Annotated in this window: 25 protein-coding genes; 15 read left to right on the top strand and 10 right to left on the bottom strand. The window is 61.8% G+C overall.

Translation table 11 applies throughout. The features are described from left to right. Positions 1-35 precede the first annotated feature (35 nt). The 4 genes from treR to C2U47_RS06715 all read left to right on the top strand — a co-directional run bounded on the left by treR (position 36) and on the right by C2U47_RS06715 (position 4,973). Positions 36-983: a trehalose operon repressor TreR gene (gene treR / locus C2U47_RS06700; RefSeq protein WP_041211765.1), complete on the top strand. Its 948-nt coding sequence runs from the start codon at positions 36-38 to the stop codon at positions 981-983. Positions 984-1,169: 186 nt separating this feature from the next. Beyond that, entirely contained in the window at positions 1,170-2,600 is a 1,431-nt protein-coding gene (gene treB / locus C2U47_RS06705; RefSeq protein ID WP_043152890.1) for a PTS trehalose transporter subunit IIBC, read from the top strand. A gap of 88 nt (positions 2,601-2,688) precedes the next feature. Continuing rightward, the gene (treC, locus tag C2U47_RS06710; protein ID WP_043152892.1) at positions 2,689-4,353 is read left to right on the top strand and encodes an alpha,alpha-phosphotrehalase; all 1,665 of its coding nucleotides are present in this window, start codon (positions 2,689-2,691) and stop codon (positions 4,351-4,353) included. Further along, positions 4,353-4,973 carry a sugar O-acetyltransferase gene (locus C2U47_RS06715; protein WP_043152895.1) on the top strand — a complete coding sequence of 207 codons (621 nt, stop codon included), beginning with the start codon at positions 4,353-4,355 and terminating at the stop codon, positions 4,971-4,973. Before treC ends, C2U47_RS06715 begins: the two co-directional genes overlap by 1 nt. A gap of 87 nt (positions 4,974-5,060) precedes the next feature. Here C2U47_RS06715 and C2U47_RS06720 read toward each other — a convergent pair whose 3' ends face one another. Next, on the bottom strand, positions 5,061-5,519 hold the full coding sequence (locus tag C2U47_RS06720) for an Lrp/AsnC family transcriptional regulator (protein ID WP_039039724.1): 459 nt from the start codon (positions 5,517-5,519) through the stop codon (positions 5,061-5,063). Positions 5,520-5,623: 104 nt separating this feature from the next. On the opposite strand from C2U47_RS06720, the gene C2U47_RS23735 reads away from it, so the two are divergent. Together C2U47_RS23735 and C2U47_RS06725 are read left to right on the top strand one after the other, a co-directional pair. After that, complete coding sequence (locus tag C2U47_RS23735; RefSeq protein ID WP_233735869.1) at positions 5,624-5,866, top strand: hypothetical protein; 243 nt, start codon at positions 5,624-5,626, stop codon at positions 5,864-5,866. Next, positions 5,863-6,489 carry an EamA family transporter gene (locus tag C2U47_RS06725; RefSeq protein WP_233735870.1) on the top strand — a complete coding sequence of 209 codons (627 nt, stop codon included), beginning with the start codon at positions 5,863-5,865 and terminating at the stop codon, positions 6,487-6,489. Before C2U47_RS23735 ends, C2U47_RS06725 begins: the two co-directional genes overlap by 4 nt. Positions 6,490-6,542: 53 nt before the next feature. On the opposite strand, the gene C2U47_RS06730 is transcribed toward C2U47_RS06725, so the two are convergent. Beyond that, positions 6,543-8,036, bottom strand: a complete 1,494-nt coding sequence (locus tag C2U47_RS06730) for a histidine-type phosphatase (protein WP_043152899.1) — start codon at positions 8,034-8,036, stop codon at positions 6,543-6,545. A 383-nt stretch (positions 8,037-8,419) separates the two neighbouring features. Here C2U47_RS06730 and C2U47_RS06735 point away from each other — a divergent pair, with 383 nt between their 5' ends. Beyond that, positions 8,420-8,752, top strand: a complete 333-nt coding sequence (locus C2U47_RS06735; protein WP_039039727.1) for a hypothetical protein — start codon at positions 8,420-8,422, stop codon at positions 8,750-8,752. 114 nt (positions 8,753-8,866) lie between these two features. On the opposite strand, the gene C2U47_RS06740 is transcribed toward C2U47_RS06735, so the two are convergent. The 3 genes from C2U47_RS06740 to C2U47_RS06750 all read right to left on the bottom strand — a co-directional run bounded on the left by C2U47_RS06740 (position 8,867) and on the right by C2U47_RS06750 (position 11,855). Next, the gene (locus C2U47_RS06740; RefSeq protein ID WP_029314835.1) at positions 8,867-9,466 is read right to left on the bottom strand and encodes a Yip1 family protein; all 600 of its coding nucleotides are present in this window, start codon (positions 9,464-9,466) and stop codon (positions 8,867-8,869) included. Positions 9,467-9,703: 237 nt separating this feature from the next. Beyond that, positions 9,704-11,047: a potassium channel family protein gene (locus C2U47_RS06745; RefSeq protein WP_043152903.1), complete on the bottom strand. Its 1,344-nt coding sequence runs from the start codon at positions 11,045-11,047 to the stop codon at positions 9,704-9,706. A gap of 226 nt (positions 11,048-11,273) precedes the next feature. Then, on the bottom strand, positions 11,274-11,855 hold the full coding sequence (locus C2U47_RS06750; RefSeq protein ID WP_042864483.1) for a YjaG family protein: 582 nt from the start codon (positions 11,853-11,855) through the stop codon (positions 11,274-11,276). Between the two features lie 161 nt (positions 11,856-12,016). Between C2U47_RS06750 and C2U47_RS06755 the strand changes: the two genes are divergently transcribed. Then, positions 12,017-12,961, top strand: a complete 945-nt coding sequence (locus C2U47_RS06755; RefSeq protein WP_043152907.1) for a D-2-hydroxyacid dehydrogenase — start codon at positions 12,017-12,019, stop codon at positions 12,959-12,961. Positions 12,962-13,024: 63 nt separating this feature from the next. On the opposite strand, the gene mepM is transcribed toward C2U47_RS06755, so the two are convergent. After that, positions 13,025-14,362, bottom strand: coding sequence for a murein DD-endopeptidase MepM (gene mepM, locus C2U47_RS06760; protein WP_041212320.1), 1,338 nt, complete (start codon positions 14,360-14,362; stop codon positions 13,025-13,027). 270 nt (positions 14,363-14,632) lie between these two features. Here mepM and C2U47_RS06765 point away from each other — a divergent pair, with 270 nt between their 5' ends. Both C2U47_RS06765 and C2U47_RS06770 read left to right on the top strand, forming a co-directional pair. Continuing rightward, positions 14,633-15,934, top strand: a complete 1,302-nt coding sequence (locus C2U47_RS06765) for a LapD/MoxY N-terminal periplasmic domain-containing protein (protein WP_043152912.1) — start codon at positions 14,633-14,635, stop codon at positions 15,932-15,934. After that, the gene (locus C2U47_RS06770; protein ID WP_042014953.1) at positions 15,931-16,872 is read left to right on the top strand and encodes a TAXI family TRAP transporter solute-binding subunit; all 942 of its coding nucleotides are present in this window, start codon (positions 15,931-15,933) and stop codon (positions 16,870-16,872) included. The genes C2U47_RS06765 and C2U47_RS06770 overlap by 4 nt, the downstream gene beginning before the upstream one ends. On the opposite strand, the gene C2U47_RS06775 is transcribed toward C2U47_RS06770, so the two are convergent. After that, positions 16,867-17,541: a transglutaminase-like cysteine peptidase gene (locus C2U47_RS06775; protein ID WP_041212317.1), complete on the bottom strand. Its 675-nt coding sequence runs from the start codon at positions 17,539-17,541 to the stop codon at positions 16,867-16,869. The genes C2U47_RS06770 and C2U47_RS06775 overlap by 6 nt on opposite strands. Positions 17,542-17,617: 76 nt before the next feature. Continuing rightward, entirely contained in the window at positions 17,618-18,556 is a 939-nt protein-coding gene (gene znuA / locus C2U47_RS06780) for a zinc ABC transporter substrate-binding protein ZnuA (RefSeq protein WP_043152916.1), read from the bottom strand. A 94-nt stretch (positions 18,557-18,650) separates the two neighbouring features. Here znuA and znuC point away from each other — a divergent pair, with 94 nt between their 5' ends. Both znuC and znuB read left to right on the top strand, forming a co-directional pair. Then, positions 18,651-19,415: a zinc ABC transporter ATP-binding protein ZnuC gene (gene znuC, locus C2U47_RS06785; protein ID WP_043152919.1), complete on the top strand. Its 765-nt coding sequence runs from the start codon at positions 18,651-18,653 to the stop codon at positions 19,413-19,415. 9 nt (positions 19,416-19,424) lie between these two features. Beyond that, positions 19,425-20,204, top strand: a complete 780-nt coding sequence (gene znuB / locus C2U47_RS06790) for a zinc ABC transporter permease subunit ZnuB (protein WP_043152922.1) — start codon at positions 19,425-19,427, stop codon at positions 20,202-20,204. Between the two features lie 104 nt (positions 20,205-20,308). On the opposite strand, the gene C2U47_RS06795 is transcribed toward znuB, so the two are convergent. After that, positions 20,309-21,226, bottom strand: a complete 918-nt coding sequence (locus C2U47_RS06795; protein ID WP_042014956.1) for a LysR substrate-binding domain-containing protein — start codon at positions 21,224-21,226, stop codon at positions 20,309-20,311. Positions 21,227-21,317: 91 nt separating this feature from the next. On the opposite strand from C2U47_RS06795, the gene C2U47_RS06800 reads away from it, so the two are divergent. Continuing rightward, the gene (locus C2U47_RS06800) at positions 21,318-22,175 is read left to right on the top strand and encodes a DMT family transporter (protein WP_010672801.1); all 858 of its coding nucleotides are present in this window, start codon (positions 21,318-21,320) and stop codon (positions 22,173-22,175) included. Here the strand turns inward: C2U47_RS06800 and C2U47_RS06805 are convergent. Continuing rightward, positions 22,172-22,762, bottom strand: a complete 591-nt coding sequence (locus C2U47_RS06805) for a uracil-DNA glycosylase family protein (protein ID WP_041214394.1) — start codon at positions 22,760-22,762, stop codon at positions 22,172-22,174. The two genes, C2U47_RS06800 and C2U47_RS06805, sit on opposite strands and share 4 nt — an antisense overlap. Before the next feature lie 102 nt (positions 22,763-22,864). Here C2U47_RS06805 and rarD point away from each other — a divergent pair, with 102 nt between their 5' ends. Together rarD and C2U47_RS06815 are read left to right on the top strand one after the other, a co-directional pair. Beyond that, the gene (rarD, locus tag C2U47_RS06810) at positions 22,865-23,758 is read left to right on the top strand and encodes an EamA family transporter RarD (protein ID WP_043152937.1); all 894 of its coding nucleotides are present in this window, start codon (positions 22,865-22,867) and stop codon (positions 23,756-23,758) included. Further along, on the top strand, positions 23,755-24,090 hold the full coding sequence (locus C2U47_RS06815) for a GIY-YIG nuclease family protein (protein WP_043152939.1): 336 nt from the start codon (positions 23,755-23,757) through the stop codon (positions 24,088-24,090). The genes rarD and C2U47_RS06815 overlap by 4 nt, the downstream gene beginning before the upstream one ends. Positions 24,091-24,096 lie beyond the last annotated feature (6 nt).

Genomic DNA, 24,096 nt, shown 5'->3' on the forward strand with positions numbered 1-24,096 from the left:
TCCCGATTGTCGCCCTCCCCTGTCACGGATCCCCCATGGAAAAGAAACTGACCATCCTCGATATCGCTCGCCTCAGCGGGGTCGGCAAGTCGACCGTCTCCCGGGTGCTCAATCAGGATCCCAAGGTCAATGCCCAGACCAGGGCCAGGGTCGAATCGGTGATCGCCCAGCACGGTTTCGTCCCGAGCAAATCGGCGCGGGCCATGCGCAGCCAGAGCCAGCAGGTGGTCGGCATCGTGGTGTCGCGCCTCGACTCCAGCTCCGAGAACCAGGCGGTGCGCGGCATGCTGGAGACCCTCTACCAGCGTGGCTACGACGCCGTGCTGATGGAGAGCAAGTTCTCCCCCGCCAAGGTGAGCGAGCACCTGGCGGTGCTGGAGCGGCGCGGGGTGGACGGCATCATCCTGTTTGCCTTCAACGATCTGGACTATGCCGCCATGGCGCCGCTCAGGGAGAAACTGGTGCTGATGGCCCGCGAGCGCCCCGGCTTCTCGTCGGTCTGCTTCGACGATGACGGGGCGGTGCGCGCCGTGCTTGCCCACCTCGGAGAGCGTGGCCTGACCGAGGTCGCCTATCTCGGGGTGGAACGCAGCGATCTCACCACCGGGTTGCGTCGGCATCAGGCTTACCTCGACTACTGTCGGGAACAGGGGCGCACGCCCCGCAGCGCCCTCGGGGATCTCGGTCTGCAAAGCGGCTATCGGCTCGCGGCCGAGCTGCTCACCCCCACCACCCAGGCCATGGTCTGTGCCAGCGACACCCTGGCCATCGGCGCCGCCAAATACCTGCAGGAGCAGGGGCGCACCGACATCCTGGTGAGCGGCCTTGGCAGCAATCCCATGCTGACGTTCCTCTTTGCCAACACCCTCAGCCTGGATTTCGGCTACAAGGACGCCGGCATCCTGGCCGCCAGACAGCTGCTCGACCAGATTGAAGAGGGGCAGCCCCCCAGAGCGACCATCGCCCCCTGTCAGCCCCTGTAGTCTATCTTTTCCTCCATTCCCGGCGTTTTGCGCTTTTTGTGACCAGCGCCACGAATTGGGAACGTTCCCATTGCCGATGCCAGCCACTGGCTTCATGCTGATTGGGAACGATACCAATAAACGGGCGGTCCTTGGCCAGCCGGTAAAGACACGACCATTATTCATGGAGTCACAGAGGGAAGGCTCATGTCAAAAGTCAACACACAGCATCTGGCGCAGTTGATCGAGCGGATCGGCGGCAAAGAGAACATCACCACTGTCAGCCACTGCCTGACCCGGCTCAGGTTCGTGCTGGCCGATCCGGCCAAGGCCGATCCCAAGGCCATCGAGACCATCCCTTCGGTGAAGGGAAGCTTCACCCAGGGCGGCCAATTCCAGGTGGTGATCGGCAACGAGGTGGATCAGTGGTACAAGGCGCTCACCCAGGAGATCGGCGTGAGCGGCGGCAGCAAGGAGGCCGCCAAACAGGCCGCCCGCCACAACATGAATCCGCTGGAGCGCGGCATCTCCCACCTGGCGGAGATCTTCGTGCCCCTGCTGCCCGCCATCATCACCGGCGGCCTGATCCTGGGTTTTCGCAACGTCATCGGCGATATCAAGATGTTCGACGACGGCACCCACACCCTCACCGAGATCAGCCAGTTCTGGGCCCAGGTGCACGCCTTCCTCTGGCTGCTGGGTGAAGCCATCTTCCACTTCCTGCCGGTGGGTGTCTGCTGGTCTGCGGTGAAGAAGATGGGCGGCTCCGAGATCCTCGGCATCGTGCTGGGTATCACGCTGGTGTCGCCGCAACTGATGAACGCCTATGGCATCGGCCAGCAGACCCCGGAAGTGTGGGACTTCGGCCTCTTCGTCATCCAGAAGGTGGGGTATCAGGCCCAGGTCATTCCGGCCCTGCTGGCGGGTGTCTTCCTCGCATGGGTGGAGACCAGCCTCAAGCGCATCATCCCGGCCTATCTCTACCTGGTGATTGTGCCCTTCATCTCCCTGCTGCTGGCGGTGATCGTGGCACACGCCCTGATCGGTCCGTTCGGCCGCTGGATTGGTGACGGCGTCGGCTTTGCCGCCAAGGCGGCCATGACGGGTTCGTTTGCCCCCATCGGCGCAGCCCTGTTCGGCTTCCTCTATGCGCCCCTGGTCATCACCGGCATCCACCACACCACCAACGCGGTGGACCTGCAACTGATGCAGAGCATGGGCGGCACCCCCATCTGGCCGCTGATCGCCCTCTCCAACATCGCCCAGGCGTCTGCGGTCGTCGGCATCATCCTGATCAGCCGCAAGGAGAACGAGCGGGAGATCTCGGTCCCGGCCGCCATCTCCGCCTATCTCGGGGTGACCGAGCCGGCCATGTACGGCATCAACCTCAAGTACAAGTTCCCCATGCTGTGCGCCATGGTGGGCTCAAGCTGTGCGGCTCTCATCTGCGGCTTCGCCGGGGTGATGGCCAACGGCATCGGGGTGGGCGGCCTGCCAGGCATCCTCTCCATCCAGCCGCAATACTGGGGCATCTACGCCATCGCCATGCTGGTGGCCATCGTGGTCCCCGCCCTGCTGACCCTGCTGGTCTACAAGCGCCAGCAGGCTGCCGGCAAGCTGGATCTGACCACGGCCTGATCCACACAACCTCGGCGGAGCCCTGGCTCCGCCTTTTATCGTTGCCCTGTTCCAACTAATCCGGTTTCAACCAATGAGCGAACCAACCATGACACAGACACCCTGGTGGCAAAGCGCCGTGATTTACCAGATCTACCCCAAAAGCTTTCAGGATTCCGGCGCCCGTGGCACCGGTGATCTCAAGGGGATCATGGCCCGCCTCGACTACCTCAAGACGCTGGGGGTCGATGCCCTCTGGCTGACCCCGGTCTACGTCTCCCCCCAGGTGGACAACGGCTACGACATCGCCGATTACCTCAACATAGATCCCGCCTACGGCACCATGACCGACTTCGAGGCCCTGCTGGGCGCCGCCCATGCGCGCGGCATCCGCATCGTGATGGACATAGTGGTGAATCACACCTCCACCGAGCACGCCTGGTTCAAGTCGGCGCTGGGAGACAAGAACAGCCCCTATCGCGACTATTACATCTGGAAAGATCCGGTGGACGGCGGCGTGCCCAACAACTGGCAATCCAAGTTTGGCGGCAGCGCCTGGGAGCTGGACCCGGCCACCGGCCAGTACTACCTGCACCTCTTTGCCCGCGAGCAGGCGGATCTCAACTGGGAGAACCCGGCCGTGCGCGCCGAGGTGAAGAAGATCATCCATTTCTGGGCGAAGAAAGGGGTCGACGGTTTCCGCCTCGACGTCATCAACCTCATCTCCAAGGATCAGGCATTCCCTGACGACGAGGTGGGGGATGGCCGCCGCTTCTACACCGACGGGCCGCGCATCCACGAATTTTTGCAGGATGTGAGCCGCGACGTCTTCGCCCCCGTGGGGGCCATGACGGTGGGCGAGATGTCTTCCACCAGCCTGGAACACTGCCAGCGCTATGGCGCGCTGGATGGTTCCGAGCTCTCCATGGTGTTCAACTTCCATCACCTCAAGGTGGATTACCCGGGCGGCGACAAGTGGACCAAGGCCCCGTTCGATTTCCTCGAACTCAAGCGCATCTTCAACCACTGGCAGAGCGGTATGCATGGCAAGGGGTGGTCGGCGCTGTTCTGGTGCAACCACGATCAGCCGCGCATCGTCTCCCGTTTCGGCGATGAGGACGAGCATAGGGTGGTCGCCGCCAAAATGCTGGCCAGCACGCTGCACGGCCTGCAAGGCACCCCCTACATCTATCAGGGGGAGGAGATCGGCATGACCAACCCCGGTTATCAGCGCATCGATGACTATCAGGATGTGGAGAGCCGCAACATCTTCGCCATCAAGCAGGCGGAAGGGATGAGCGAGGCCGAGATCCTCGCCATTCTCGGTGCCAAGTCCCGGGACAACTCGCGTACTCCGATGCAGTGGAGCGCCGCCTCCAACGCCGGTTTCACCAGCGGGACGCCCTGGCTCAAGCCTGCCGCCAACTACCCGGTGATCAACGCCGAGGCGGCGCTCGCCGACCAGCACTCGGTGTTCTGGCACTATCGGGATCTCATCGCCCTTCGCAAGGCGCACCCCATCTTCACTCAGGGAGATTATCAAGAGCTGCTGACCGGGCATCCGCAGATCTGGGCCTATGTCCGCCGCACCAACGGTCAGACCCTGCTGGTTGTGAGCAACTTCTACGGCGAGCCGGTGGAGTTTGCCTTGCCTGCCGAGCTGCAAAGCGGGGAGGGGCGACTGCTGCTTGGCAACTACCCGGATAGCCCGGCCCGCCCGCAATCCTGCAAGCTGCGCCCTTACGAATCCCTGATCTGGCTGATGGAGCAATGATGACTGACGCAACAACAGTGCAGCGGCCCGCCGTGCGTGGCCCCGAGTGGCAGAAGATGGTGGCGGGAGCGCCCTATGATGCAGGGGACCCCGAACTGCGGGCTGCGCGGGAGCAGTGCCGCGCCCTGCTGGGAGAACTGAACCGGGAGCGAACCGATGCCCCTGACTGGGATGAGCGCCTCACCCGCCTGCTGGGTGGCCGCGCAGAACGCTGTTTCATCACGCCCCCTTTCTTCTGCGACTATGGCGCCAACATCTTTGTCGGCGAGAATTTCTACGCCAATTTCAACTGCACCATCCTGGATGTGTGCGAGGTACACATAGGCGACAACGTGCTGCTGGCCCCCGGAGTGCAGATCTACACCGCTACCCACCCGGTGGCGGTAGCGCCGCGCATCAAGGGGGTGGAGTTCGGCAAGCCGGTGCGTATCGGCAACAACGTCTGGATTGGGGGCAGCGTCGTCATCTGCCCGGGCGTCACCATAGGGGACAACAGCGTCATCGGGGCGGGATCAGTTGTCACCAGAGACATTCCGGCAGGCGTGGTGGCGGTCGGCAATCCCTGCCGGGTCTTGCGCCCCATGACGGCAGAGGAGCTGGCGCCCGGAGAACCTGGCTGACACAGAAGGGGCAGGCCGTACCTGCCCCTGTTCGTTTCCCTGACGGCGCTCCCGCAATGCCGGCAAGGCTTCGGCGCAACCCCCTCTTTACCCGGGCAGCAAGGCGCCGCAACGCTTGTGCTGTCCCATGACCACCAGAGTCTTGAAACTGCGCACCTGGTCCCTGGCATGGAGCACCCGACGGGTGAACTGCTCGTAACTTTGCATGTCCCTGGCGGCCACTTGCAGCACGAAGTCCTGCTCCCCCGTCACATACCAGAGATCCATCACCTCGGGTTCCCGCTGCAGGCTGGCGATCATCTCATCGACGATGCGGCCATGATCCCGCTCCAGGGTCACCAGCACCAGCATGGTGATGGGCCAGCCCATGGTGGACGGTGCCACCAGCGCCACTTCCCGCTCGATGAGACCGGACTCCCGCAAGGCGCGGACGCGGCGGTAGCAGGCTGGGGCGGAAAGACCGACCCTGTGGGCCAGCTCCGGCGTGGGCAGACGAGCATCCTGTTGCAGCTCGGCGAGGATGAGCAGATCAAATTTGTCGGTCATGGGGTTCATTAGATAAAAATTATCGCACAAGGCCAGTATTAGACCGGTTTACCCAAGTATCCAGATATATTTTATTGCTCATCGTCCTGCCCGGTATGAACACCATGCAACCCAATCCCAATGCCCTCTCCTCTCTTCTGGCCGTCCTGCTCGCCATGTTGTCGATCACCCTCGGCGCCTCCCTGGCCAAATCCCTGTTTCCCTTGCTGGGTGCCGCAGGTACGACCCTGTTCCGGCTGGGGTGCGCCGCCCTCCTCCTCTCCCTGGTGTTTCGCATCTGGCGTGCCCCCTCGACCGACGCACCCTGCTGGGCGCCATCCCCTACGGCCTGTCGCTTGGGGCCATGAACCTGCTCTTCTATCTGGCCATCGCACGCATTCCCCTCGGCGTAGCCCTGGCCATCGAGTTCATCGGCCCCCTGACGGTGGCTCTGATCTCCTCACGCCACCGGGCGGACTTCATCTGGCTGATACTGGCCATCGCCGGGCTGCTGCTGCTCTTGCCCCTGCGGGCAACACAGCAGGCCATCGATCCCCTGGGTGCCGCACTGGCTCTCGGGGCTGGCCTCTTCTGGGGGCTCTATATGCTCACCGGAAAGCGGGCAGGAGCCTTGCTGGGCGCACAGGCTCCGGCGCTGGGCATGTGGGTGGGCACCCTGCTGGTATTGCCCTTCGGGCTTGAGGGTGCGATCGAGGCTTCATTCACCGTCCCCGTGATCCTCACCATCATCGGGGTGGGGCTGCTCTCGAGCGCCATCCCCTACTCTCTCGAGATGTTTGCCCTGCGCCGCCTTCCCCTCAAGAGCTACGGCATTCTCACCAGCGGTGAACCGGCCATGGGAGCCTTGATGGGACTGGTATGGCTGGGCGAGCAGTTGCCCCCGTCCCAATGGCTCGGGATAACCGCCATCATCGCCGCCTCCATGGGCACCACCTGGCAGGCGGGTCGTCGACAAGCCGGCTCCGCCTGAACCAAAAAAAATCGGGGCCGGCGATGACCGGCCCCGGGGATGGTACGAGCGCGTCAGGACGAGTAGTCGTAACAGCGTTTGAGCTCGCCGAAGTCATAGAAGAAGCTGCCCACCGCAATGGGGGAGCAACCTGCCTTGAAGGCGAGCTCCTTCTCGTTGTAAAGCATCTTCACCAGCACCCGGCCGGCCTCGTTGCGGTAGACATCCCACTGGATATTGGCCGCATAGGGAGAGACCCAGCCGCCACGCCATTCGTTGTTTTCCTGGCTCATCAGCACGCCGGGCTGGGCGCTCTGGCGGCTCCCTTCCAGCTTCATCAGGGCCGCCAGCGGGATCAGGGTCTCCGCATGGGCGAAGCGCAGCTTGGCGACATGCTCGCCCGCCTCTTCCACCACCTGGGTCTGTACCTCGTTGAAGAGGCCGTCAAGCAGGGGCTGGGCCACGGCGTAGGTGGTGCTCTGGCTGGCAAGACTCGGCCCCTTCTCGTAGAAGTCCTCGGCATCGGAAAGGTAGGAGAACCAGGCAGACTCCTCTGGCGTGATGAACTGCTCGAAATCCCAGGACCCGCCTTGTGCCTGCGCCTCCCGGATCATCCCCGGGCCGATGATGAAGAGGTTGTAGAGCATGAGGGCGGCGTCCACCTCGTCGCGCACATGGGTCTTGCCGCCGTCTTCCGGATTCACCGCCACGTAATCCACCCCGGCGGCCAGCTCGTCGACGAAGGCCTTGCTGTAGAGACGCTCGAGCATCTCGCGGGCCATCACCCGGGTCCTGGGCAGGGCCTTGAGCGCATCGAGGGCCTCGGTCAGCTCGGGAGCGGGAGCCACCCCGTTATCTTCGTCCCCGACAAAGGCCTGATAGGCCTGGAAGGTGGGCAGATACCGGGTGTACTCCCCCTGCGGCTCGGTCTTGTGGAAGTAGAGCTCGAACTTGTTGCGCAGCCCCTTGTCGATCTCGGAAGGGTTCTCCTGGCTGACGTAACAGTCGGGGCTGTCTGTCACCAGAGAGACCCGTTTGGCCAGGCTCTGCATGAAGAAGTAGGCGCTTTCGTTGGCGCGATCCTTGCCCGATGTCTCGACCTTGAGGCAGAGGGGAGTCGATTCAGTGGCCAGCAGGGTGGGCAGCCGTTCGGCGAGCCGGGTCGCCAGGTTGGCGTGCTCCTCCTTACCGAGCGCACTCAGCAGGCCATAGCCGAGGGTCTGGTTGGCGGCCGTGACGGCGTCCACCTTGGCGCCGAGCCGTTGGCCCAGCTCGGTCAAGGCCCCCTGCCTCGCGGCATCCTCCCACACCAGCTTGGTCAGCACATCGTATTTGGGGCTGGACAGCGAGCGGGAGCCATGGCGTGCCACCAGTTCGGTGAAGACGGGACTAAAGCCTTCAGGGGCAACCTCATAGCTGTTCATTGCCTGACGGGCGGCATAGACCGCCTTGGTGCTGTATTGATAGTCGCCGACGGCAGGCGAGGAGGAGTCGTTGCCCGAATTGCAGCCGCTCAGCAGGGTGGCCGCCACGCAGGCGGCAAGGGAAGAGACGCGAAACATAGCCATCCTTGAAGCAGTTTTAAAATGAAACCGCACAGTACGCACCGGATGTGACAATCCGGTGTCAGGTCTGGGACATGCACCTCTCTCCGGAAGGGTGACTCCCCTCCAACCCGTCTATGTCCCCCCCACAAAACATCATTCATATTTTTTGAACGTGTAGGCCAGTTTATCTCGCTAACAATGACCGGGTGAGGCGCTTAATATTCACGCATCGCTTAGGCAGGAGCGCCAAGCCGCAAAACAACTGGTCGTTCATGGCCGTCCCCCATCCATATGGGTGACAAACATCCGTGACAAAACAACACACCATTTGAATGACCTCTTGCAAGGATGCATTGATGCAGGCCTGTCAGGCCTTGCCAATGACATAAAAACCAAGAGAGTGAATGAACATGAAAAACGTGATCAAGATGCTGGCCGTTGCAGGCCTGATGAGCGCCGGTGTTGCCCAGGCTTCCGTCCCCGCCGACTTCAACGCCACCCCGGGTGTGCTGTTCGTGAACTGGCATGCCAGCGCCGCCATGGCCGGCAAGGCCAACCCCATGCTGGAGGTGCGCGATGAATCCGGTGATCTGGTAGCCTCCGTCCACGCCAACCTGATGGGTACCCAACAGGTACAGATCCCGAGCCGCGCCCAGGGCAACCTGACCGTCAGCCTCGGCGATCAGAGCAGCGATTACCGCATCCCGTTTGGCATCGGCAGCGGCAATCCCCGCTGATCAACGCAGACGACTTCCCTCCAGGGTCTGGCAAAGACACGCCGACCAGGCGAGAGATCAACGACAAGGGCGCCATCAAGGCGCCCTTGTCGTCGTTGCCGTCGGCACGCACGGCTACTGGGTGAAGACGGGACCGAAGCCGGATCCCCACAGGATGGCCGTGGCAGCCAGCACGCAGACCAGCAACACCAGGCCGACCGTCACCACTGAGCTGGCGTAGATGAATCCCTGCTCCTTGGTGATGTGCATCAGGATGGGCACGCCGATATAGAGCAGGTAGACGGAATAGGTCAGCCCGACCAAACCGATGAGCATCACGAACCAGAGATGCGGGAAGAAAGCGGAGAAGCCCACCATGAAGAGTGGCGTGGAGGTGTAGGCCGCCAGCTCCAGCGAGGTCGTGTAGCTGGGATCCGAGCCGAAGGTATGCCCCATCCAGTGCACCAGATAGGAGAGTGCCAGCACGCCGATGATGAGGGTCACGTACATGGCGACCGACAGCTTGAATGCACTGTTGGCGGTCAGGGTGATGGGATCACCGACCCCGATGCTCCAGCCGATGTGAACGGCGGAATAGTAGGCGCAGATGGGAGGGATAAGGGCCACGAGCAGGATGTGGGTCAGACTGTTTCTGAAGCTGTCGTGCCGCTCGTCTATGGTATGCCATTCGGTGTGGGGATGGGCATACAATCCCCATAAGTGATTCAATATCATAGCGTTATTCCTTCTCTACATCGGTGGTTGGCGGATCGATACCGGGCTTTCTCCTCTGATTGCGTCATGTCCGGGCGCTGGTGGCGCCATCGCTTGCCATGGCATGCGATGACTTTAAATAAAGTCGCTCCACCGCCGCTGCGTCAAGCAGGGTCGCCGAGCCAGCCGGGAGGGATGGGAAGACAGCAGGAGGGCACCGGAGGCGGGCACTGATGGCACCCGCCGCCGGCACTCCCGTCAATACTGCTTGGTTTTCGAGGCAAAACCCGCGAGGAAGAGACCGGTCAGGAACATGCCGCAGAAGGCTTCGATGGCCGACAGCAGTTGCAGCGGCGAGGAGGTCTGGGAGATGTCCCCATAACCCAGGGTCACGAAGGTGACGATGCTGAAATAGAGGGAGCGCCCCAGATGGCCGTGGGTTGCAGACTCCGGTGCCAGGAAATAGGTCAGGGTCGCCAGCAGGATCACCCCCATCGACATCAGCAGGCTTCTGATGGGACGCTCCCCAAACCCCCAGGTGATGAAGCTGATGAACTTGCCCGCGCACTTGAGATAGCACAACAGGGAGAGCCAGCACTTCGTCATCGGACCGCTGCGCAACCAGCGCTCCCGGAACAGCTCCCGCGGGCTCGCCAGGGACTTCATCTCGTGCAGCTTCTCCTTGTAGTAGCACTCGCCGGCGTCGACGGTGTCACCCACGCTGGAGAAGAGACGCTTGGCATTGCGATAGAGTTTGCTCGCCTCGTTGTGGTCGATCCGCCCATTGTCGTTGTAGACCACCTCCACCTTGTCCAGGTTGGTGTGCTCCATGGTGGCATCGAAGTTCTTGGCGCTGACGCTGAAGTTTTTCAGCACCGCCCGGGAGGAGTGGAAGCGGATCTCCTCGCACTCTATGGTGAAGTCCTGAAAGACCCCGTCCTCCAGCGCCAGCTCCCGCTTCTTGGCCCAGGCCCTGTGGTCCCACAGCAGGGAGTCGAACAGATCGAGCCCGATCACCCCGCCATTGACCCTGACCCCCTTGGCCGAGCAGTGCCACAGATAAACCTTGGAGTTGTTGACGGCCCCATCGAGAGAGAGCTCGTCGAGACAGGTAAAATCGAGCAACCGGCCGGAGATGATGGGGCTTTTGAGGGTAACACCGCCGATGTTGAGCAGACGATGCTTGCCCAGCACCTGGGCCTCCCCCTTGTTGTTCTCCGAGACCGAAAGCAGGCTTTGCACCCGTTTCACCTCGTCATTGCCATGTTTTCCCGCCAGCCACATGCTGTAAGGCTCGAAACGGGTCTCCGAGCGAATGAGGCCGCTCTTGCGCAGGGATTCCAGTGCACTCGAGGCGCTCTCATACAGGCGGACCTTGTCGTCGCTCATGTAGACACAAAGGCTCAGCACGCAGCGGGAGCTGATGAAGCGGGCGATGCCGATCTGGAAGATCACGCTTTTTTCTATCTTCTGCTCCGCCATCCAGTCGTCGAAATGGGGCAGCGACGCCACCAGCAGCGCCCAGATACGGGGATAATCGTTCTCACGCCGCCACTCGTTGAATTGCTCGGGGGAAAGCTGCCAAAGCTCTGTTGCATTCATAGATGACCTCAGTAATGGAGATGTTCTCGTCGGTGATTCTCTGTCAAGTGCAACCAATAGAAGCGAGCTTACAACAGCAACGAATGGCCCCTAAGAATCAGGAGAAAAAAAGTTAACCATTTGAAAAAAATGCATAAATGCTTTCTCACACACCAAAAAAATGAACGCTCAGAGATAAAAAAAACTCCCGACCGGGAGCTTTTTTTATGGGCAGTACGCGATGGCGTTACGCCTCCAGGCTGATGCCGATGTTGGAGACGCCGTCCTGGGCCGCGAAGGCGCGGATGGCAAGGATGCGGTCGCTGTCCCGTTCATGGGCCACCCGTTTGAGCAGTTCGACCTGGAACTCCAGCTCCGCTTCCATGTACTCGTGCTCATAGAGCTCCTCATCGCTGAGATCCCGCTCTTCCAGCATCTCGATGAAGCCGGCGACCGTGCCGACAGACGCATGGCTGGCGTCGTTGGCCTCTTCCCCCACCCGGCAGATCACCGAGTTGTAGGCACAGCCCAGCGCCACGCAGGCGTCCAGTGCCGGATAGGCGCCGTAGGATTCAAACTTGCGGGGATCGGGAATGTAGACTTCAAACGCTTCCAGAATGGCACCAAGATTGACGCGGGATCCCTTGACCGTCAGGTAGTTCCACATCTGATCCAGCGCGTGACGGAATGCCCTCGCATCCCCGAAACCGGAAGCCTGGGTAAAGAGCACATAGTTGGGGTACATGCGCTCTGCCAGCGCCAGGGTATAGACGGTTTGCTGCCAGGGCTGCAGCTCGGCCAGTCGCTTATAAAACTTGTCACCAAACACTGGAGTCGGATCCTTTGCAAAATGTGGGGCAGATTGTAGCCCACGAGGGCCCCGTCTAAAAATGAAAAAGCGCCCTGCTCGACTATCTTGCCCGATCAACTGGGGTAAGATGGAGACAGCATCCCTCTCGCCTTGCCATAAACACGATAAGGAACAAGAGTATGAGCCAACGTACCCTGCTGCTGTTGAGTCAGGACAACAGCCACTATGAACGCCTGCTCAAGGCGGCCCATCTTCCCCATCTGCACATTCTTCGGGCCGACAATCAGGCCGAGGCCGAACAGCTTATCGGTGACGCTCATATCCTGATGGCCGAGCCTGCCCGGGCCAAGCCGCTGCTGGCCAAGGCCGGCAAGCTCAGCTGGCTCCAGTCCACTTATGCCGGGGTCGACGTGCTGCTGGACGCCAGTTGCCGCCGCGACTACCTGCTCACCAATGTCCGCGGCATCTTCGGCCCCTTGATGAGCGAGTATGTGTTCGGCCATCTGCTCAGCCTGACCCGCCAGTTGCCACTCTATCGCGAGCAGCAGCAGCAGGGCGTCTGGCAGAGCCATCCCTATCAGGGCTTGAAGGGAAAGACGCTGCTGCTGCTCGGTACCGGCAGCATAGGGCAGCATATCGCCCACACCGGAAAGCATTTTGGCATGAGGGTGCTCGGCATCAGCCACAGTGGCCGTGAGCGTGCCGGGTTCGATCAGGTGTACCAGTTGCCGGCTCTCAACAAGATGCTGGCCCAGGCCGATGTCATCGTCAGCGTGCTGCCCGCCACCCGCGAGACTCGCCACCTCTTCACCGCCGAACGCTTCGGCCACTGCAAACCGGGCGCCATCTTCTTCAACGTCGGTAGAGGCAATGCCGTCCATGAGGGGGATCTGCTGGCGGCACTGCAAGCCGGCAAGCCCGCCATGGCGGTGCTCGATGTGTTCGAGCAGGAACCCCTGCCCGCTGACAGCCCGCTCTGGCACCAACCCAATCTCATCGTGACGCCCCACAACAGCGCCTACAGCTTCCCGGAAGATGTGGCCCAGATCTTCATCCGCAACTACATCCGCTTCATCGATGGTCAGCAGCTGGACGGCAGGATCGACTTTGACAAGGGTTATTGAAGCCGTTCTGCAATGAAAAGGCCCCGCCAGTTGGCGGGGCCTTTTTCGTCAGGAGGGAGCCGTTCAGCCCGCCTCCATCTCTTTGCGGTAGCTCTTCACCTTGGCGAGGAACTGACGCTTGTCCTTGCCGGAGAGCGGCTCCGCCATCGGCAGCTTGATCTTCATGGGATCCACCGGGCGGTTGTTGATGCGTACTTCGTAGTGCAGGTGAGCACCGGTGGAGCGGCCCGTGTTGCCGGAGAGGGCAATCTTGTCACCCATCTTCACCTTCTGGCCCGGCTTGACCAGCAGCTTGCTCAGGTGCAGATAACGGGTCATCAGGGTACGGCCGTGCTTGATCACGACATAGGTGCCTGCCAGCGGGTGGCTGGTTGCCTTGAGGACCACACCGTCACCGGTCGCCATGATGGGCGTGCCTACCGGCAAGGCAAAGTCGGTTCCCTCATGGGGCCGGACCTGCCCGGTAATGGGATGACGGCGATTCGGGTTGAAACTGGAGCTGACCCGGTAACGGCTGTGAGTCGGATAACGGCGGAAGCCGCGCTCCAGGCTGTTTGCCTGACCGTCATAATAGTTGCCATCTTCCGACAACCAGGCTGACACGGCCTTGCCCTGGCTGAACACCTCGACCCCCAGCAACTGGGTATTGCCCGTACTCTTGCCGTCGACCGTCTCCTGACGGACCAGCACCTTGAACTTGTCACCCTTTTTCAAATCCTTGGCGAAGTTGAGGCGCCACTGGAACAGGTTGGCAATCTTCTGGATATGGTTGGCCGGGATACCGGCATTGCGGGCGCTGACGTAGAAGCTGCCGTTGATGACACCGTCATAGCTCTTCTGCTGCCACTCTACCTCTTCATTGAGCATGTTGGCGCTATAGGTGTCGTCGGTACGCTCCAGCACCAGGGTCTGCTTGATGTTCAGGCGGATCTTCAACTGCTGCAGAATGTTGTCCTGATCGATCAGCAACTCGATGGTCTGACCGGGTTTGAGACGCGCCAGGTTGTTCTTGGCATCCGCATCCAGCACCTTGTAGAGGGTGGTGGTGGACAGCCCCAGGTTGTTGAAGATGGTGGTCAGGTTCTCGCCGTTGCGAACCCGGTAATCTTGCCATTGAGGCGTGGCATCGGCCGGGATGTCGTCTTCGGGAGCGGCTGACTCGACCAGCTCGTGATCCGGAATGTCGTTGAAGTCGGTGTTGTCTTCGTTGGTTGCGGTGCCCGTGGTGGCGATCGGCAACTCCAGACGCAGTGGCCGCTCCAGGATGTCACCGGGAGCTGGCAATACGGCTACCGCTGACAGCGTCATGGCCGTGAGCAATAGCATGGCATAGAAATGCTTGCGGGGAACCGGGGGTTCCCAATTGGCAGCCTGGGCTACCAAGGGACGGAGACGTTTCATCCGCTATCCTGTTATTAGATCTAAGGGTGGTGGTTGTGGGTCTGTTTTTATGAGTTTTTATTATGAAAACCGAATATCTGGCTTTTAGACCTAAATACTTACAAAAAGTTCATAGCTCCATGCACGAAACTCACATTTTATGCATAACCTTCCAGCATGGGCAGAAATGATCGTCATTTTCAGCCATTTTTTTCTATTTTTAAGAACCAAGTCCGGTTGTGGTGCTCTCCGGCCCAGAAAATGTTGCAAAAACATCTCCATGGAGTGGGTATGTCATTGGCAAAATTGTTAAATGTAATCATCCTAATCCTCTTCACCATCGGCGCCGCGCTGCTGCTCGTGCTGGAGATCACCACGGTACGACAGTCTATTCTCGACCAGATGTCGGCCAACCTTGAAACCGCCATCACCGCACTGGGGCTGGTGCTGCAGGGCACTCTGCTCAACGATGACAAGGTCCTTGCCGAGACCATAGTGAACGCCATGTTCGACGGAGGCTTCGTCAACTCCGTCGTTCTGCTGGATCCGGATGGCCAGGTGCTGTTCCAGAAGGTGTTCCACACCGCACAGCAAAATGTTCCAGGCTGGCTCCCCTCAGTTATCGACATGCCACCGGTCAAGATTGAGCAGGAGTTGACCGACGGCTGGCGCATTCTCGGTACCCTCACGCTCGAGGGACACAAGGGTTACGCCTACCAGCATCTGTGGAACGCCATCAGTCGTACCGGACTTGCGCTGCTCGCCGGCCTGCTGGTGTTCAGCCTGGTAATCACCTGGGTGTGCCGCCGCCTGCTGCGCCCCCTCGAACAGATCAGTCTGCAACTGGCCCGAATCCGCAAACGCCAGTTCAGCGGCAACCTGCCAACCCCGTGGCTTCGCGAATTGCAGGAAGTCGTTGTCTCCATCAACCAGCTGGTCTCTGAACGCAAGCGGGACCTGCTGCAACAGCGGCTCAAGATCACCCAGCTTGGCAAGCACGACGCTCTCCCGACCCACCAGAAGCTCGTTGGGCTGGTCGACACCGATGGCAACACCTATCAGCAGCATTTCTTCTCCACTCAGGGGAGTATCAGGCTCTACAGCCGCCTGCTACCCAAGCACCCCCCCACCACGGACAGTTCGCCGGATGAAATTCGGGGGCTGCTCAACGACTGGCTGACTCAGAAGGCGGAAGGGCTCCAGCTGCCTCTCAGCCTGCTCGGCCACCCAGACTGGGCGCAGTTTGCCCCCGTGCTGACCAGCGCTCGTGGTAAGACGCTGGACTGGCGCTGGGATCTGGCGATCTTCCCCCCCCTGGCCGAGGAACGACTGACCGCACTCCAGTCCCAGGGGATTGAGCTGGCATTCAGCAACATCCCGATGAACAACGACAATCTGGCCAGGCTCGACCCCATCAGACCTGTCTTCATCAGTTGCCAGCTCACCCAGTCCCCCCTTTATTGGAACCTGCTCTCCCAATGCCTCCATGCTTCCGGCTACACCTTGCTGGCGGAAGCCGGCGACGTAAGCGATGTGGACATGCTGCGCAGTTGGGGCATCGATGGTTATGCCACTCAGGAGAATGCATCATGAGGATCCCGCTGCTGCTGCTCGCCCTGCTGTGGCAACCGACCCTGCACGCGACCACCATGACCATAGGCACAGGGGGGGAGCAAGGCATCTATTATCAGGTCATCAAGGAGTTCTGCAGACTGGCCAAAAAAAGTGACCCCACGATGCCCTGCAAACTACAGGCCAGCTCCGGGTCCATCGAAAATCTCCGCCAGCTGAAAACGGGAGAGGTACCCTATGCGCTCGTCCAGTCCGACTGGCTCTATCAGGCCAGCCAGGGCACCGGGCCTTTCGCTGCCCAGCCACAACCCGAGCTGAGGGCGCTCTTTGCCACCCACGCCGAACCTTTCACCATAGTGGTGCGAGCCGATGGGGATATCACCACCCTGGAGCAGCTCAAGCTGGCCCCCATCGACATGGGCCTGAAGAGTTCAGGGACTCGTCAAACGGCATTGGCCCTGTTCAATGTTCTGGGCGCAAAGGAGCAAGATCTCGATTTGAAGAGCGTCGCCAATCTCTCCGAAGCGTTGTGCAATAAACAGATCGATGCCTATGGCCTTGTCATGGGTCATCCCAACCGCATCGTGCTGGACACCGCCAAGCGCTGCGCCGTGCGCTTCCTGGCGATCGAGGGGCCCGTAAGGGACCAGCTGCTCAAGGGGGTCAGGTATTATCAGCGCAGCCAGGTGCCGGCACGCATCTACCCGGGCAACCTCAAGGCAACCCCCACCTTCGCCATCGCCGCCACCCTGGTGACCAATGCCGCCACTCCCGATGACGAGGTCTATCGGCTGACCCGGGCCATGCTGAGTCAGCAAACCAGTTTCAACGAACAGACCTATGGCTATGCGAACCTGTTTCACAAGGCGCGCAACAAAATAGGCCCGGTGCTGAGTGTCGAACAGCATCCGGGCGCGGGAAAATATTTCGAGGAGTTGAAGGCGGCGGGCAAGTTATAGCTGGCGACGGGGGGAGCGCAAATGCTCGCTGGAGAAGCGGCTCTGCATCGAGGTCCACTGGGCCAGGCGATCGGCACTCCCCGCCAGGGTTCCCTCGCGACGGGATTTCATGATCCAGATGCTTTTGGCATCGAAACTGTAAACCGGCTGCAGATCATTGCGCTTGCTCCCCGGCAGGATGCGGCCATTGATGTTGTCCAGCACCAGGGGATCTGACTTGATGGTCGGGAAGTACAACGTCACCATGTGGAATTGGTTGTAACGAATTGCCTTCACATAGGCCAGCCGCAGCTTCTTCTCGTCGACCCCCAGCTCCATCAGGGTATAGTACTTGGCGATGCTGTAGTCCTCGCAATCCCCTCCTCTCGCCCCGATGAACTCCAGCGGATTGGCCCAATAATCATCATCCCCCCACAGTCTGGGATCCTCGCTGTAGGTCAGGTTGTTGAAGTAGTTGTTCACCAGCTCCAGCTTCTGCTGGTCCGTCGTTCCGGCTCTTGGCGTCAGCAGACGAGAGAAGGCCTCGGACCGCTGGATCGCTCTGGCGCCATAGACCGCCTGCATTTTTGCCCTGAGTTCCGGGCTGGCGATGTGTTCGGAAAGACCGGATGCCTGTATGCCGGATCCCAGCAGGGTCAGCGTGCAGGCAGAGACGAGCAACCATTTCATGACTGACACTCCATATCAGATGCTGGAGGTCAGTATAGTTGGCCGCGCCGCCTCTATCGTCAATGTCGGGCAAGGCCTAGCGGCACTGGGCGAAGGCATCCGCCAACTGCTGCATGAATTGCGGATAACCGTCCGGACCGAGCGGCACCTGCTCGCCGACTTCGTCCAGCAGCAGCACCTTGGCCCCGGTATTGCGGGCAACCGACTCGATCACCGCCGGGGAGAACTGCGGCTCGGCGTAGATGCAGCTCGCCTTTTTCTCTTCCAGCGCCTTGCGGATGTCAATCAGCGTCTTGGCTCCCGGGCGACGCTCCGGGCTCACGGTGAAGTGTCCCTTGGAGCTCATGCCGTAGTGACGCTCCCAGTATCCATAGGCTTCGTGGAACACGAAGTAGCCCTTCTGATCCACCGCGTTCATCTGCACGGCGATCACCTTGTCCAGGGCGTCAACCTTGCCCTCGAAGGCCGCGAGATTGGCGGCATAGCGCGCCTGGTTGGCAGGATCCAGCTTGCCCAGTTCGGTCGCGATCGCCTCGGCAATCACCTTGGCCTGGGTTGGACCCAGCCAGATGTGGGGATCCACCCCTTCGTGGTGGTGCCCTTCATGGCCCTCGTCGTGCGAGCCGTGGTCGTGGGCGGCATGGTCATGATCCTTGTCATCATGGTGATGATCGTCATGTTCCCCCTGGGTCGCATAGTTGTACAGCGGCATGCCGGGAACCTGGGTCAGGGTCAATACATGAGGATGCTGGGCCAGGGGTTTGGCCATGAAGCCTTCCAGCTCGGGACCGACCCACACCACCAGATCGGCCTCCTTGATATTGCGCATGTCGGAAGGGCGCAGGGAAAAATCGTGGGGCGACGCACCGGTGGGCAGCAGCACCCCGGGCTCGCTCACACCATCGGTGATCGCCGCCGCGATGAAGCCCAGGGGTTTGATGGTGGTCAGCACCTCGAGGGCACGGACAGGCAGACTCACCGCCATCAGGGCAGTGATCAGAGCAAGAATTCGCATAGAGGTCTCGTCAGGGTGTGTGTGTGTGATAATATAACAAACCAACGTCGCTGTTATATTATAACTCTCACAGGCTGTAAACCCCGGAGCTGTCATGACCCAACTGGTGGAGCTGAAAGAGGTCTGTCTCTCATTTGACGGACGACTCGTGCTCGACAAGGTCTCCTTTACCCTGAACAAAGGCAAAATCACCACCCTGGTCGGCCCCAACGGGGCGGGCAAGAGCACCCTGAGCAAGCTGGTGCTGGGCTTGCTCAGCCCAGATTCGGGGGACATCGTTCGCCGCCGCGATCTGCGGGTCGGCTATGTACCCCAGCGCCTCTATCTGGACCCCACCCTCCCCCTGACGGTGCGCCGCTTCCTGCAACTTGGCAAGAACAGCCGCCTCTCCATCGAGGAGGCGCTCAATCGGGTCGGTGCGCAGGAGCTCTTGGACAACCGGATGCAGAAGCTCTCCGGTGGCGAGATGCAGCGGGTACTGCTGGCCCGCGCCCTGCTGGTCAAACCCGAGCTGCTGGTGCTGGACGAACCGGTGCAAGGGGTAGATATCACGGGCCAGATCGAGCTCTATGCCCTCATCAGCCAGCTGGCCGCCGAGTTCCACTGCGCCGTGCTGATGGTCTCCCACGATCTGCACCTGGTGATGGCCAGCACTCACGAGGTGATCTGCCTCAATCGCCACGTCTGCTGCCACGGCGAGCCGGAGAGCGTGGCCCGCCACCCGGAATTTGCCCGCCTGTTCGGGCGACCGGAGCGGGAGGTGCTGGCGGTCTATACCCACCATCACCACTGCGATGGCGAACACCATCATCATGAACCGCAGGCCCCCGTCATCCGCCTGCCCTCTCGCAACAACTAGGATCTTCACGTGGACAGCTTTCTGTTATACGCCCTCGCGGCCGGACTCGGCATCGCCCTGCTGGCCGGGCCGCTTGGCAGCTTCGTGGTGTGGCGCAAGATGGCCTATTTTGGCGACACCCTCTCCCATGCCTGCCTCTTCGGCCTCGCCCTCGGCATCCTGCTGCAGGTGGACCTCACCCTGGCGGTCGTGGTCTGCTGCCTCGCCATGGCCATGCTGCTGGTCATCATGAGCCGCAACCAGCAGGTGGCCACCGACACCCTGCTCGGCATTCTGGCCCACAGCGCCCTGTCGCTGGGTCTGGTCACCCTGAGCTTCATGGACAACGTGCGGGTGGATCTGATGGCCTACCTGTTTGGCGACCTGCTCTCGGTGCAGCCCATGGACCTGCTCTGGATCTACGGCGGCGGCGCCCTGGTGCTGCTCACCCTGTGGCGACTCTGGGATCCCCTGCTCTCCATGACCATCTCGGAAGAGCTGGCCCGGGTGGAAGGGGTGCGGGTGGATGTGCTGCGCTGCGTGCTGATGTTGCTGATAGGCCTGGTCATCGCCGTGGCCATGAAGTTCGTCGGGGCGCTCATCATCACCTCCTTGCTGATCATTCCCGCCGCCACCGCCCGCCGCTTCAGCCAGACTCCGGAGCAGATGGCCGGCTTTGCCGCCCTGACAGGCTGTCTCGCCGTGCTGGGGGGCCTTGCCCTCTCCTGGTATCAGGACACCCCGGCCGGTCCCTCGGTCGTAGTCTGCGCCACCACCCTCTTTGTACTGAGCCAGTTCAAGCGCACCTGACCCGCTCCTGATGGCCCTGGTCTCGCCAGTGCCATCAGGCCTCCCGAATCAGACTCCTGCGTCGTGGGCTGTGCCGTCCATTCTGCATAGGGCCCCCAGCCCGTTCAGACGCGCCTGAGAGGCTCGTTTTCCCCGGGTCTCAGGCTCGCCTGCGACTCCTGCCACAGCCACTGACGCAACCGGCTGATGGCGGGTTCATGGGCGCGCGAGCGCTTGAAGACGAAATAGAAGTTGTCGCCGGTCTCGAGGGCGTGCAGGGGCAGCCGCACCAGACGCGGATCTTCCGGCTGCAACATGTAGTCATTGATGAGCGCCATTCCCTGGTCCCAGTTCGCCGCCTCCAGCGCGAGCAGGATATGGCTGAAATGGTGCACCCTCGCCTCGGGGGGAATGGTCAGCCCCCCCATTTCGGCCCAGCGCCGCCAATCTTCCCCCTTCTCGCGGTAGATAGCCTGGATGGAGAGCAGCGGCAACTGCCACAAGGTGGCGGGCCACTCCCCTTCCACCTGCTGCCACATCCGGCGACTGCATACCGGCATCAGCCGCTCCCGATAGAGCAGATCGTGCATGTAGCCCGGCCCTTCGGGGGAGACGGTGATGAAACCGTCCGCCACCCTGTCGGAGAGCTCGGGATCTTCCGCCACCATCTCCAGGCTGAGATCCAGCTCGGGATAGAGCTGGCGCAGCCCGGCCAGGCGCGGGATCAGCCACTTCACCGCAAACGAGCTGTAGACCGCGAGCCGCACCCGCATCTCGCCTCCACCGCGCAACTGCTCGCTGCTCTGGGCAATCTGGACCAGCCCGGCGGCGATCCCCTCGAAATAGATCTCCCCCTGGGGCGTCAGGGAGAGCAGCCGCCCCTGGCGCAGCAGCAGCCGCTCCCCCAGAAAATCCTCCAGCAGACGGATCTGGTGACTGACCGCACTCTGGCTGACATTGAGCTCCAGGGCGGCGCGGGAAAAACTCAGCAGGCGGGCAACCACCTCGAAATATTGAACGGCGCGCAGGGGGGGCAGCTTCATTATCCAAATTTCTCATGCGTGATGATTTTTTATCATTTTACTGGATAACAGGCCGCGGGCTACCCTCCCCTCATCTGAATCTGGAGGTGGTATGAATGCAGTCGGAATAGGCATCCTCTATCTGGTGCTCGGCAACATGGTGGCGGTCTTCTCCGATGCCCTGGTCAAGGTGCTGGAGCCGGACCAGCCCATCTTCCAGTTTGTCTTTTTCCGCCAGCTCTCCGCGGCCCTGCTGCTCGCCCCCTGGCTGCTCTGGTCCTGGCGGCGCAACCCGCCGGTAGCCCTCAAGTGGCACCTGCTGCGGGCCCATATCTGGGCCGTCGGTGTCTGCCTGATGGTGGTCGCCCTCACCCGGCTGCCGCTCGCCACCGCCAACGCCCTCTTCTATGCCGCCCCGCTGCTGATGGTGCCGCTCGCGGTCTGGCTGGCGGGGGAGGCACTCTCGCGCCAGAAGGTGCTGACGGCGCTGCTCGGCTTCGTCGGAGTGCTCATCGTGCTGCGCCCGACCGAGGTAAACTGGGCCGCCCTGGCGGCGCTCGGGGTGGCGCTCTCCCTGGCGGTCAACAACCTGCTGATCAAGCGCATCCCGCTCCAGCAGCCCATCGCCCAGACCCTGTTTTTCACCAATGTGCTGAGCATGCCCTTCATCCTGGCGCTGGCCTGGTGGGAAGGGGGCGAGTGGCAATGGCAGATGTGGTGGCCCGCCTTCGGCTCCTCGGCGCTCATCATGGTCTATGCAGGATTGTGCGTGATGGCCTATCGCAAGGCGGAGGCGAGCAAGATCGCCTCGGCGGAGTACACCGGGCTGCTGATGGCGGTCGCCATCGGGGTCTGGCTGTTTGACGAACAGCCAGGGCTGCCGCTGCTGCTGGGGTGCCTGTGCATCATACTGCCGCTGGTCGCCATGGCCCGCAGCAAGCCCAAGCCCCAGGCCGAGCCGGCGCTCTAGCCTGCCGGGTCAAGCAGGGGGGCGACCCGCTGCTGCAGATGGGGGATCACCCCCTGCTCGAACCAGGGGTTCTTCCTGAGCCAGAGGGTGTTGCGCGGGGACGGGTGCGGCAGCGGCAACCAGGCCGGGCCATAGTCCGCCCAGTGTCGCACCGTCTCGGTGAGCGATCCTTTCGCCGCCGCCCTCAGGTAGTAAGCCTGCGCATACTGGCCGATGAGCAGAGTCAGCTCGATGTTGGGCAGCAGCATCAGTACCTTGTCGTGCCAGGTGGGGGCACATTCCGGGCGCGGCGGCAGATCCCCCGACTTGCCCCTGCCCGGGTAACAGAGCCCCATGGGCATGATGGCGATGCGGGATTCATCGTAAAAGGTGGCCTTGTCCACCCCGAGCCACAAGCGCAGCCGATCGCCGGAGGGATCATCCCAGGGGATGCCGCTGGCGTGTACCCGGGTGCCGGGGGCCTGGCCGATGATGAGCAGACGGGCGCGCTCGTTGCCGCGGATCACCGGCCTTGGGCCGAGCGGCAGGTGGGCCTCGCACAGGCGGCAGGCCCGGATCTGTTCAAACAGGGGATCGAGTCGGTTCATGGGCCCGATAGTACCAGAGTTTTCTCCCCGCTCCCGCTTGTGAAAGGGGCGGCGGATACTTATCATGCAGCCGCCATTGTTTAGTTTAATAAACGGAGAGAGATGAAGAACTGGATGGGCACCGGCAGCGCGGCCCTCTCATTCGTGCTGTGGGGCATGCTGCCCCTCTATTACCAGTTCATGCCCGAGATCAACATGTGGGAACTGCTTTCCCACCGGGTGCTCTGGTCCGTGGTGCTGCTGGGAGGCCTGCTTCTGCTCCTCGGCCAGCGGGTGCCCTGGGGGGCCCTGCGCGGCGATCCCCGGCAGCTCGGCCTCGTGCTGCTGGCGGGCCCCGTGATGTCCATCAGCTGGTGCATGTTCACCTGGTGCCTGACCACGGGCCAGGTGCTGGCCACCAGCCTCGCCTTCTTCATGACCCCGCTCTTCAACATCGCTTTTGCGGTGCTCTTCCTCAAAGAGAAGCTCACCCCGCAAAAACACCTGGCGGTGGCGCTCGCCCTGGCGGGGCTCGCCTACATGCTCTTCTCCTACGGCCAACTGCCCTGGTTCTCCCTCGTGATGGGGGCCAACTTCGCCCTCTACGGCCTCATTAAGAAGAAGGTGAGACTGGACGCCGGTACCAGCCTCTATCTGGAGTCCCTGGTGCAGTTGCCCATCGCCCTTCTCATCATCGGCTGGCTGACCTTGCAGGGCACCAGCCAGTTTATGGCCGGTGACTGGACCGAGCGACTGCTGCTGATGGGCAGCGCCCCCGCCACCCTGCTGCCGGTGGGGCTGTTCTGCTATGCAGTGGCGCGCACGCCCATGAGCACGGTGGGGCTGTTGCAATACATAGAGCCGAGCCTCGCCTTCCTGCTCGCCCTCTTCTGGTTTGGCGAGATCCCGGATCCGGTGAAATCCGTGGGCTTTGCCTTCGTCTGGGCCGGCCTGCTGGTGAGCCTGCTGCCCCTGCACCGGCTTGGGCGCCAGCGGGCCAGGTGGCGCACCTCGTGACCCTCGCCACCACCACTCCCTCCCGCTGGTTTGTCTATCTGGTGCGCACCGGCACCGGGGCACTCTATGCGGGGATCAGCACGGATCCCGAGCGGCGACTGCGTCAGCACCAGAGCGGCAAGGGGGCCAGAGCCCTGCGCGGCAAGGGGCCCCTCTCCCTGGTATGGCAGCAGGAGGTCCCCAGCAAACGCGAGGCGCTGCGCCTCGAGTACCGCCTCAAGCAGCAGAGCAAGGCGTTCAAGGAGCGCCTGGTACACGAGCCGGCGCTGTGGCACGGCTGGAGCCTTTCCTGGCTTGCCAACCCGCACACCGACCCTGTGTCGCCCCCATAAAAAGGG

This window comes from Aeromonas sp. ASNIH7 (assembly GCF_002903485.1).
GTDB classification, from domain to species: Bacteria; Pseudomonadota; Gammaproteobacteria; order Enterobacterales; family Aeromonadaceae; genus Aeromonas; species Aeromonas caviae.

What these genes read in the sequence shown, in the direction of transcription:
- treR (WP_041211765.1), top strand. Translation starts at nt 36, where the DNA reads ATGGAAAAGAAACTGACCATCCTCGATATCGCTCGCCTCAGCGGGGTC.
- treB (WP_043152890.1), top strand. Translation starts at nt 1,170, where the DNA reads ATGTCAAAAGTCAACACACAGCATCTGGCGCAGTTGATCGAGCGGATC.
- treC (WP_043152892.1), top strand. Translation starts at nt 2,689, where the DNA reads ATGACACAGACACCCTGGTGGCAAAGCGCCGTGATTTACCAGATCTAC.
- C2U47_RS06715 (WP_043152895.1), top strand. Translation starts at nt 4,353, where the DNA reads ATGACTGACGCAACAACAGTGCAGCGGCCCGCCGTGCGTGGCCCCGAG.
- C2U47_RS06720 (WP_039039724.1), bottom strand. Translation starts at nt 5,519, where the DNA reads ATGACCGACAAATTTGATCTGCTCATCCTCGCCGAGCTGCAACAGGAT.
- C2U47_RS23735 (WP_233735869.1), top strand. Translation starts at nt 5,624, where the DNA reads ATGCAACCCAATCCCAATGCCCTCTCCTCTCTTCTGGCCGTCCTGCTC.
- C2U47_RS06725 (WP_233735870.1), top strand. Translation starts at nt 5,863, where the DNA reads ATGAACCTGCTCTTCTATCTGGCCATCGCACGCATTCCCCTCGGCGTA.
- C2U47_RS06730 (WP_043152899.1), bottom strand. Translation starts at nt 8,036, where the DNA reads ATGGCTATGTTTCGCGTCTCTTCCCTTGCCGCCTGCGTGGCGGCCACC.
- C2U47_RS06735 (WP_039039727.1), top strand. Translation starts at nt 8,420, where the DNA reads ATGAACATGAAAAACGTGATCAAGATGCTGGCCGTTGCAGGCCTGATG.
- C2U47_RS06740 (WP_029314835.1), bottom strand. Translation starts at nt 9,466, where the DNA reads ATGATATTGAATCACTTATGGGGATTGTATGCCCATCCCCACACCGAA.
- C2U47_RS06745 (WP_043152903.1), bottom strand. Translation starts at nt 11,047, where the DNA reads ATGAATGCAACAGAGCTTTGGCAGCTTTCCCCCGAGCAATTCAACGAG.
- C2U47_RS06755 (WP_043152907.1), top strand. Translation starts at nt 12,017, where the DNA reads ATGAGCCAACGTACCCTGCTGCTGTTGAGTCAGGACAACAGCCACTAT.
- mepM (WP_041212320.1), bottom strand. Translation starts at nt 14,362, where the DNA reads ATGAAACGTCTCCGTCCCTTGGTAGCCCAGGCTGCCAATTGGGAACCC.
- C2U47_RS06765 (WP_043152912.1), top strand. Translation starts at nt 14,633, where the DNA reads ATGTCATTGGCAAAATTGTTAAATGTAATCATCCTAATCCTCTTCACC.
- C2U47_RS06770 (WP_042014953.1), top strand. Translation starts at nt 15,931, where the DNA reads ATGAGGATCCCGCTGCTGCTGCTCGCCCTGCTGTGGCAACCGACCCTG.
- C2U47_RS06775 (WP_041212317.1), bottom strand. Translation starts at nt 17,541, where the DNA reads ATGAAATGGTTGCTCGTCTCTGCCTGCACGCTGACCCTGCTGGGATCC.
- znuA (WP_043152916.1), bottom strand. Translation starts at nt 18,556, where the DNA reads ATGCGAATTCTTGCTCTGATCACTGCCCTGATGGCGGTGAGTCTGCCT.
- znuC (WP_043152919.1), top strand. Translation starts at nt 18,651, where the DNA reads ATGACCCAACTGGTGGAGCTGAAAGAGGTCTGTCTCTCATTTGACGGA.
- C2U47_RS06795 (WP_042014956.1), bottom strand. Translation starts at nt 21,226, where the DNA reads ATGAAGCTGCCCCCCCTGCGCGCCGTTCAATATTTCGAGGTGGTTGCC.
- C2U47_RS06800 (WP_010672801.1), top strand. Translation starts at nt 21,318, where the DNA reads ATGAATGCAGTCGGAATAGGCATCCTCTATCTGGTGCTCGGCAACATG.
- C2U47_RS06805 (WP_041214394.1), bottom strand. Translation starts at nt 22,762, where the DNA reads ATGAACCGACTCGATCCCCTGTTTGAACAGATCCGGGCCTGCCGCCTG.
- rarD (WP_043152937.1), top strand. Translation starts at nt 22,865, where the DNA reads ATGAAGAACTGGATGGGCACCGGCAGCGCGGCCCTCTCATTCGTGCTG.